Raw genomic sequence first — 6945 nt, 5'->3', positions numbered from 1 at the left:
GTCCGCCACCACCACCGGCCCCGACACACCCCGCCCGACCACACCCCCACCCTCAGGAGCCTGCTCCACGATCACATGCGCGTTCGTCCCACTGACACCGAACGACGACACCCCGGCACGCCGCGGACGACCCGTCTCCGGCCAAGCCCGCGCCTCGGTCAGCAATTCCACCGCGCCCGAAGCCCAATCCACATGGGGAGAAGGAGCATCCACATGCAGCGTCCTGGGCAGCACACCGTGCCGCATGGCCATCACCATCTTGATGACGCCACCCACACCCGCCGCGGCCTGCGTATGACCGATGTTCGACTTCAACGAACCCAACCACAACGGCCGATCCCCCGACCGCCCCTGACCGTAGGTCGCCAACAACGCCTGCGCCTCGATCGGATCACCCAACCGCGTACCCGTACCATGCGCCTCGACCACATCGACCTCGTCCGCCACCAGAGCGGCATTCGCCAGGGCCCGCCGAATGACGCGCTGCTGCGCGGGCCCGCTGGGGGCGGTCAGACCGTTGCTGGCACCGTCCTGGTTGATCGCCGAGCCGCGCACGAGGGCGAGTACCTCGTGGCCGTTGCGACGGGCATCGCTCAACCGCTCCAGGAGCAGTACGCCCACGCCTTCGGCCCAGCCCGTGCCGTCCGCGCCCTCGGCGAACGCCTTGCAACGGCCGTCCTGTGAGAGCCCGCGTTGGCGGCTGAACTCCACGAACATGCCGGGGCTGGACATCACCGTGACGCCGCCCGCCACGGCCAGCTCGCAATCGCCCACGCGCAGTGCCTGCGCGGCCAGGTGCAGGGCGACCAGGGACGAGGAGCAGGCGGTGTCCACGGTGACGGCGGGGCCGCGCAGACCGAACGTGTAGGGGACACGGCCGGAGAGCACCGAGATGAAGTTGCCGGTCAGCAGATATCCGCCGGCCTTCTCGTCCGCCTCGTGCAGTCGCGGCCCGTAGTCCTGGGCGAGCGCGCCGAGGTAGACCCCCGTGCTGCTCTCGCGCAGCGCGGCCGGATCGATCCCGGCCCGCTCCAGGGATTCCCACACGGTCTCGAGAATCAGGCGCTGCTGCGGGTCCATGGCGAGGGCCTCGCGCGGACTGATACCGAAGAACTCGGCGTCGAACCCATCCGCGTCGTGCAGGAATCCGCCCTGGCGGGTGTACGAGCGGCCCGCGCGGGACGGGTCGTCGTCGAAGAGGGTGTCCAGGGGCCATCCCCGGTTGACGGGGAAGCCGGAGACGGCGTCCTTCTCGTCCAGGACGAGCCGCCACAGGTCTTCCGGTGAGGCCACGTCACCGGGGAAGCGGCAGGCCATGGAAACGATGGCGATCGGCTCGTCCGGCGCGGCAGCGGTGATCACCGGTTCGGCGGGCGCCGCCTCGGCGGCGGTGCCGGTCAGTTGCGCCGCGAGGTGGCGGGCGAGTTCCGCCGGCGTCGGGTGGTCGAAGAGCAGGGTTACCGGGAGCCGCAAGCCGGTGGCCTCGACGAGGCGGTTGCGCAGTTCCACCGCGCGGGCGGAGTCGAGGCCCAGGTCCCGGAACGACTCCGCGCCGTCGACGCCGCCGTTGGGGTCGAGCCCGACGACCAGGGCGGTCTCGGCACGCACCAACTCCAGGAGACCGTCCGTGACCTCATCCGAAGCGCGCGCGCCCGCCGTGGCCGCGGCCTGCTCGTCCGCGACCCCGCCTCGCGACGGGGCCGGGCGCGCGGGCAGTTCGGTGAGCGCGGAGTCCGGGCCGAACGCCGGCCGCCAGTCCACGGTGACGCCGCCGGTGTGCAGCCGCGCGAGCGAGGCGAGGAAGCGGCGTGCTCCGGGTTGGTTGCGGCGCAGCGACTCCACCAGGATTGCGTCGGACCCCAGGTCGTCCAGGGTCTGCTGGAGCGCCATGGTGATGACCGGGTGCGGGCTGACCTCGATGAAGACCTGGTGGTCCGCCTCGAGTGCGCGCACGGAGCGCTCGAAGCGCACGGTGTTGCGCAGGTTGGCGTACCAGTAGGCGGCGTTCAGCGCGGTGGTGTCGAGGAAGTCGCCGGTCACCGTCGAGTGGAACGGCACGGTGGCGGTGTGGGGCTCGATCGGCGCCAGTCCGGTGAGCATCTCCTCGCGCAGTGCCTCGATGTGCGGGGAGTGGGCCGCGAGGTCCACCGGGATCCGCTTGGCCGCGATGCCCTCGGCGGGGAGTTCTTCGAGCAGCCGGTCGATGACGTCGCGGTCGCCGGACAGGATCACCGCCTGCGGTCCGTTGACCGCGGCGACGGCGAGTCGGTCGCCCCACTCGACGAGTTTCGGCTCCAGCGAGGCGAGCGACGCCGCCACGGAGATCATCGCGCCCCGGCCCGCGAGTCGTGCCTGGGCCTTGCTCCACAGTGAGACGACCCGCGCCCCGTCCTCCAGGGACAGGCCGCCTGCGACGACGGCGGCGGCGATCTCGCCGTTGCTGTGTCCGAGCACGGCCGCGGGCCGCACCCCGAAGGACTTCCACAGTTCGGCGAGGGCCACCATCACCGCGAACAGGGCGGGTTGCACGACGTCGTCACGGTCGAGGGACGCGGCGCCGGGTGTTCCGCGCAGCACGTCCTCCAGCGACCAGTCGATGTGCGGGGCGAGTGCCCGGGCGCCGGCCCGGATGCAATCGCGGAACACGTCGGAGTCGTCGAGGAGTCCGGCAGCCATGCCGATCCACTGGGAGCCCTGGCCGGGGAAGACGAAGACGACCCGGTTTCGCGCCTCGGCGTTGCCGCTGATCCGGGTGGCGCTGCGCTCGCCGTGGGCGAGCGCGGTCAGTTCGTCGGTGAGTTGCCGGCCGTCGTCGGCCCAGGCGACGGTCCGGTGGCGCACGGCGGAGGGTTCGGAGTCGGCGTGCGCGGCCGCGAGGGACAGGGCGAGGTCGCGTGGCGCGGACCGGTTCTCCTCGCGGTGCGCGAGCAGGTGACGTGCCCGCTCCCGTACGTCGTCCTGGGTCGCTCCGGAGACGATCAGGGGCAGTGTGGCGGTGCGAAAGCCCGGGCGTCCGGTGGCGAAGTCCCCTTCCGCGGCGGCCTCGACGAGGATTCGGCAGCCCGCGCCGCTCGTGCTCGACGAGGACCGGCCGTGCCGGACGGACAGCACGGCCTCCAGCAGCGCCGCCATGCCGGATGCCGGGCCCGACTCGCGTGGCGCCCCGTCCGGTCCGTCCGTCGCGTCGGTGTCGTCGGCGTGCAGTACCGCGTGTACGTGATCGCGGTCGGCTCGGGCCCGGGTGAGCGTCTTGAGCACCAGTACGACGCCGGCGGTGCTTTCGGGGCCGTCGACCCCGCCCGCGAGCGCCACGTCGGTCCGGCCCTCGCGCAGGCTCCGCGCGGCCAGGAGTACGGCCCGCGGCGCGGACGCGGCGCCGGTGGTAACGGTCGGCTCGAGTCCGCGCGGGCCGACGGTGCGGCCGGTGTCCGGCACCGCGAGGAACAGTTCGTCCCCGCCGCCGCGGAAGTCCTCCGGCGCGATGCCGGCGGTCGCCAGTGCCTTGCGGACCAGGGTGCGGAGCCGTCTGCCGGCGCCGGCGGTGGAGCCGGGCTTCGGGGCCGGCACCCGCCCCTGGGTGAGCAGCTTCCAGTAGGACTCGGGGTCACGGGCACCGGGGAGGCTGCAGGACATCCCGACCACGGCCACGGGGTCCCCGGCAAGTCCTGCCGCGCTGCGGGTGTCGTCAACAGACATGCCATTCCTCACTGGTGGTCAAGTGGTGTCCGGGGAGGGCCCGCGGCGGGCGGTTCGCGGCCGGCGGGGCGGACGGGTGTGTTCCGTCCGTGCGGCGCGGACCGGGTTCCGCACCGCGGCCCGCGTCGGCTCCGGGTGCTCCCCGTCGGCATCGACGACCGCGGCCCCCGGGATGTCCCGGTGTCCGCCCCGGTGGACCCATCGGGTTCGGTGGGCCCACCGAGGGGCGGGGCCGCGCGGTGTGCCGCGTGGCCGGACGACTCCGGTCGTTCCGCCGCGGGCGGCGGACGAGCCGGTTGCGGGGCGGCTGCTGGGTGCAGCGGCCGCCCCGGGTTCGAGGGCGACGACGGCGGGGACTCCCGCACCGTCGTCGCCGGAGCGGGCCAACCCGTCGCGGGCGTCGAGGAACCAATCCGAGGTCGCGGTTGCCGACAGGGACCGGAATTCATCCGGGTCGTGCGCGCCGGGGGCGTCGCACGACATCGCGGTGTCGGTGATGTCGGTGGCCGTGGCACACATGCGAACCCCCTTCCGGTTCCCTCGACGTACGGCTCTCACGGGTTGTGCTGTGGTCACCGCCGGGAGGCCAGCAGCTTCAGCAATGCGTCCGGCGCGTGCATGAAGTCGTGGTGGCCGCCGTCGACGACCCGGATGTCGACCGAGTCCGAGTACGCCCGCCATCCCTCGAGTTGGTCGAGGCTGACGTCGGGGTCGTCCCGCCAGTGCAGTACGACGATGGGACAGTGCAGCACGACCGGCTCCACCCGCCGGTACTCGCGCGCCGCGGCGAGGTCGCGCAACAGCACGGCCATGCCCAGGTCGACCATGTCCGGCCGCGGCTCGATCCCCCGGCCGCGCACGACCGACTCCAATTCGGCGCGCAATCGGGTCTCGCTCATGGTGAGCATCCGGTCGTTCGAGGCGTCGTGCGGTGCCGGCTGGCCCGACACGAACAGGCACTCCGGTCCCGGCAGGCAGCGTTCGGCGAGCCGGATCACGGTCTCGAACGCGGGCAGCGCGCCCGCGCAGTGCCCGAAGAACGCGAACGGCCGGTCGAGCCGCGGCACCAGGGATTCGGTCAGGTCGGCGGCGAGGTTCTCGTAGGTGTCGTAGTGGGGTTCGGCCAACCGATTCTCCCGGCCGGGGAACTGCACCGGGCAGACCTCGACGTCGTCGATGGCGGCCGGCCAGGCGCTGAAGGCCGAGGCTCCGGACCCGGAGTAGGGGAAGCAGAAGATCCGGGCGCGGTGGTCGCCGGTCTGCGGTCGGACGAACCACGGCGACGGGGCGGCGGAACCGGAGGTCATGGCGTCGTTCGTTTCTGGGCGACGATGGGGAGGTGGGTCATCCCGGCGATGAAGTACGAGCGCAAGTGCTGCGGTTCACCGCCGAGTTCGATCGATCCGAACCGTCGGAACAGTTCCTCGAAGAAGATCCGCAGGGTCATCCGGGCCAGCGGTCCACCGATGCAGTAGTGCGGGCCGAAGCCGAACGCGACCTGACGGCTCGCGTTGCGCGTCACGTCGAAGGTGTGTGGGTCGGTGAACCGGGTCTCGTCCCGGTTGGCCGACCCGATCCACGCGACGGTTGCCCCACCGGCCGGGATCGTGCCCTCGCCGATCCGGGTGTCGCGCACCGCGTACCGCATGAAATTACAGGCGGCCGAGGTCCAGCGCAGCCCTTCCTCGACCAGGTTCGGTACCAGCGACGGGTCGGCCCGGACCTTGTCGAACTGTTCGGGCCGCTCGATCAGCGCGAGCACCGTGCCCGAGACGGTGTGCGGCGTCGTCACGTTGGCGCCCAGGAGGATGCTGTAGCCGTCGAGGGCGATCTCTTCGTCGGTCAGCGGCGCGCCCCCCGCTCGCACGCTCATGAGGTGGTCGAGCAGGCTCCCGTCCTCACCCCCGGTGGATCGCCGCCGTTTGACCCGGTCCGTGACGTAGGTGACCAGTTCGTGGTGGGAGATGGCCAGGGTCGCGGCTTCGCTGCCGTGCTTGAAGTGCGGATCCGAGGGCGCCGTCACCATCGCGGTGAGCTGCACGAGCTCGTCCCAGTCCCGCTCCGGGATGCCGAGGAGCGGCCCCGTGACGATCGCCGGGAGGCGCAGCGCCTGTTCGGCCAGGTCCCAGGTGCCGCCGTCGAGCGCGGGTTCGAGGAAACGCGCGACCGACTGCCGGATCCGGTCCTCCCAGGGCGCCACCGCGCGCGCGGTGAGCTTGGCGCCGATCGCCCTGCGGACCTGGGTGTGTCGGGGCGGGTCGGTGGAGGTCAGCAGTTTGCCTGCCGCGACGTCGTCCACCCCGAGGTGGGTGACCACCGTGCCGCGCTCCGAGGTGAACTCCCGGTGGTCGCCGAGCACGCGGCAGACATCGTCGTAGCGGGTCACCGACCAGAACTCCCGGCCGTCCGGCAGGACTTGGTGGTGCAGGGGGGCCTTGGCCCGCATCACGTCCCAGATCGGGTGCGGATCGCCCGAGGTGTACAGGTCCAGGTCGAACAGGTCGACCCGGTCGAGGTCGACGTCGCGTGCTGCACCCGGCGTCAGCCTCACGTCCCTCCCCTCCCCCGCTCGATCAGCGCGGCGACCCGGGAAGGGGTCTGCGCCAGGTAGAACTCGCGCACGGACAGTGCGACGCCGTAGTCCTCGGACACCCGGTCGATGATCTTGATCCCGATGAGCGAATTGCCGCCGATCGCGAAGAAGTCGTCATCCGCCGCGACTTCGCGACCGTCGAGATATTCGCTCCACAACGCGGAGATCTCCCGCACGAGTGACTCCGGTGCGCTCGAAGGCGCGGCTTGCCCGTCCGATGCCTCGTCCTGCCCACCTCGCCGATGGACCTGCGGCGACGATTCCATTGCCAGCCTTTCCTTTCTCCGCCGAACCGGAGTGCCCACCCATGCCATTACCGGCACCATCCATCGGACCGTCACCGCCTTCGCGGCCGCCGGGGTCCCTTTTCCCTGTCGGCCCGGCGAGACGAATTCTCTTGAACAGCCGGGCGAATGTCTTGCGAATGTCTTCCGCGCACGCCGTGCCGGTGGTGTTCGGCGGTCGGATCACGCCGCGGTTTCATCGGTGCGAGTTTTCGACCGCGCACCGGGGTCATCGTGCGGCCAACGTATTTGGCCGGGAAAGCCAGGGCAAGAGACGTCGGTACGGACCCTGCTCCGGACACCTCTTGTCCCGCCGACGGGACATGCCACGTGGCACCGATCCCCGACCCGCCGTGAAGTCGGCACGAATCA

The 6945-nt window shown here is 71.6% G+C and carries 4 protein-coding genes; all 4 read right to left on the bottom strand.

The features are described 5' to 3' along the window. Positions 1 to 3696 (bottom strand): beta-ketoacyl synthase N-terminal-like domain-containing protein (locus ACZ4FV_RS34345; RefSeq protein WP_465324148.1); only part of this gene is annotated, 3696 nt, incomplete at its 3' end. A gap of 572 nt (positions 3697 to 4268) precedes the next feature. Continuing rightward, complete coding sequence (locus ACZ4FV_RS34340; RefSeq protein ID WP_395873248.1) at positions 4269 to 5003, bottom strand: thioesterase II family protein; 735 nt, start codon at positions 5001 to 5003, stop codon at positions 4269 to 4271. Further along, positions 5000 to 6247, bottom strand: a complete 1248-nt coding sequence (locus tag ACZ4FV_RS34335; protein WP_402242023.1) for a cytochrome P450 — start codon at positions 6245 to 6247, stop codon at positions 5000 to 5002. The genes ACZ4FV_RS34340 and ACZ4FV_RS34335 overlap by 4 nt, the downstream gene beginning before the upstream one ends. Continuing rightward, the gene (locus ACZ4FV_RS34330) at positions 6244 to 6465 is read right to left on the bottom strand and encodes a phosphopantetheine-binding protein (RefSeq protein ID WP_395873250.1); all 222 of its coding nucleotides are present in this window, start codon (positions 6463 to 6465) and stop codon (positions 6244 to 6246) included. The genes ACZ4FV_RS34335 and ACZ4FV_RS34330 overlap by 4 nt, the downstream gene beginning before the upstream one ends. Positions 6466 to 6945: the final 480 nt, after the last annotated feature.

This window comes from Embleya sp. NPDC025285 (assembly GCF_055558835.1).
Note: the sequence above shows the minus strand (reverse complement) of the source record. Positions and strands in the feature narration are given on the sequence as shown.

What these genes read in the sequence shown, in the direction of transcription:
- ACZ4FV_RS34340 (WP_395873248.1), bottom strand. Translation starts at nt 5,003, where the DNA reads ATGACCTCCGGTTCCGCCGCCCCGTCGCCGTGGTTCGTCCGACCGCAG.